2 protein-coding genes are annotated in these 2,579 nt (G+C 36.3%); both read left to right on the top strand.

Annotated elements, in window-relative coordinates; translation table 11 throughout:
• Window positions 1–302: 302 nt before the first annotated feature.
• A complete protein-coding gene (locus tag G589_RS0117525) occupies window positions 303–1,727 on the top strand; it encodes an AAA family ATPase (protein ID WP_022770086.1) in 1,425 nt (474 codons plus the stop codon).
• Window positions 1,717–2,439, top strand: coding sequence for a hypothetical protein (locus G589_RS0117520; protein WP_022770084.1), 723 nt, complete (start codon window positions 1,717–1,719; stop codon window positions 2,437–2,439). Before G589_RS0117525 ends, G589_RS0117520 begins: the two co-directional genes overlap by 11 nt.
• Window positions 2,440–2,579: the final 140 nt, after the last annotated feature.

Genomic DNA, 2,579 nt, shown 5'->3' with positions numbered 1-2,579 from the left:
GGAAGTGTTGAGCAGTATCCTGATTGGGATGAGTGGGACGATGAAGAAGACGAAGATGAGTAACGAGAGTTAATTATAGAGGAAGTTCACAATTATAGAATTCTGAAGGCAATTTGGATGTCAATATGAGGTGTGTATGAGATGGCATGTAATTTGACTTTGGGTAATCGACTATAAAATGTTACGACGAAAGCTGATATCGATACAAAATGTATCGAACGAATCATTCATATTGACGTTTTGCCAAATGAGTGGTATTCTATCTATGTATCGACTTTTGTCAAAATTGGTGGAGGTGAAAGATGTCTAAGCTTGATGTAAGAATCACTGGAATATCCATTGAGAACTTCAAGAACGTGATATCAGGGCAGGTTGAATTAGTAAACACGAGGAAAGCATATCGAACTAGTATACTAGGGATATATGGGCAGAATGGTTCAGGTAAGACGGCGCTCATTGACGCTATTCTTCTGCTAAAATACAACCTTTGTGGCCAACGAATACCACCTATGTTTGCAGATTACATACAGGTTGATGCGGATTTTGCAAAACTCAGATTTGTGTTTAGTGTGAAGAACAAAGAATGTGAATATGAGGTTTTTTATGAGTTTTGTATAAAGAAGGAAGAAGATGTTACTGGACAGAACTCAGATATTACTACGGGTACAAAAGAAAAGTATAAAACAGTAGTATATGATGAGGTTATCAGTTACTCCTATGAATCCAAATCAGAAAAGATGAGGAAATCTACACTTATAGATACAAGGACAGACGAGTTATTTCTTCCTGCTCCTAAGCGTGAATGCCTTATTGGAAATGATAAAAAGCTCAAACTTGACTTGTTGGTTACAAAGAGGGTTGCTTCGGCATCTTCCAGATCCTTTATCTTTTCCCCTGAGTTAATAAATAACATAAGAGCTAGAAGTAACAATAATCATGATACTGAGTTCCTTAGACATTATCAGATGATAGAAAGCTTAATTACCTATGGTAATTTTGAATTATTTGTTATAAACACTGCGAACTCAGGTGTCATTAGCATGAATGCCCTGCCACTTGCCTTTAAGTACGAGAAAGCACAAAAAGGCGCCGTTGGCAATATGGTTATCCTCCTTGACGGAACTTCTATTATTCCCGAGGAAATGCTTGAGCTTGTGAAAAAAGTCATGCAGGACATGAATATTGTTTTGGAGAAAATAGTTCCGGGACTAACTATTAGTGTAAAAGATCTGGGAAAAATTGTTCAGCAGGACGGTCAAGTTGCAAACAGAATACAGCTGATGTCACATAAGAATAATAAAGAGATTCCTCTGAAATATGAGTCAGAAGGAATAAAAAAGATTGTATCAATTCTACAGTTGCTTATAGTAATCTATAACCAGACTTCTATTACGGTAGCCATTGATGAGCTGGATTCCGGTGTTTTTGAATATTTGCTTGGGGAAATCCTTAGGATATTATCGGAGAAAGGAAAGGGACAGTTAATCTTTACATCTCACAATCTCAGGCCATTAGAGACACTTGATAAAGGATTTATTGCATTTACAACAACAAATCCAAAGAATAGATATATTAGAATGAGTGGAGTTAAGGAAAACAATAACCTGAGAGATTTTTACTTCAGAGATATAGTATTAGGCGAGCAGAACGAAGAAGTTTATGATCATACGAATAACGCTGAAATAGCGCTTGCTTTCCGGGAGGCAGGTGAGATAAGTGGCTCGTAAGAAAATAGTTTTTGTAATAGTCGAGGGCCCTTCCGATGACAGTGCTTTGGGTGTAATTCTTAACAGACTGTACGATAAGAATACGGTACATGTAGAAATAACTCATGGAGATATAACTTCTGAAAGTACTGCCAAGCCGGAAAACATTGCTTCCAAAGTCGGAAATATTGTCAAAGCTTATGCAAAATCAAATCATTTTAAGCAGGAAAATTTTTTGAGTGTCATCCATATCATTGATACGGATGGGGCTTTTATTCCAAAAGATCACGTCATAGAAGATGCTAATGCTGAAGAACCGATATATACGCTTCAAGAAATAAAAACGTGTAGACCTGAGCAGATAATAAAACGTAACGAGAAAAAAAGTGAAATCATGTTAAGGTTATCAGCACTAAATAGCGTATGGGTATCTGTGCCATATAAAGCATATTATATGTCAAGTAATCTTGATCATGTGCTGTACAATAAGCTAAATAGCTCTGATGATGAAAAAGAAGACGATGCATATACTTTTGCAATCAAGTATAGGGATGACTTGGAGGGCTTCCTTTGTTTCATAATCGATTCTGATTTTTGCAAGTCGGATGACTACAAAGAATCCTGGGAATTTATTCAGAAAGATCTTCATTCCCTGGAAAGATGGTCAAATCTTGGCATTTGCTTTAAAGAAATCAGAGAAGAAAGAAAAAAGAAAATAATAAAAGTGGGATAATCAAACTTTTTGAGGGTTTGCCAAGCGTTTTGAGGGTCTGACTTGAGGGCAATGTCATTAAGTTAAGATGACACTATAAAGATCTCTACATCTGAAAATGATGTAGGGGTCTTTTTTTCTAAAAACAGTTGACATGTAAG

Origin of the sequence: Butyrivibrio sp. VCB2001, from assembly GCF_000423965.1 — a bacterium.
Taxonomy (GTDB): domain Bacteria; phylum Bacillota; class Clostridia; order Lachnospirales; family Lachnospiraceae; genus Butyrivibrio.
Note: the sequence above shows the minus strand (reverse complement) of the source record. Positions and strands in the feature narration are given on the sequence as shown.

Excerpts from the sequence above, each read along its gene's own strand:
- G589_RS0117525 (WP_022770086.1), top strand. The coding sequence starts at position 303 with ATGTCTAAGCTTGATGTAAGAATCACTGGAATATCCATTGAGAACTTC.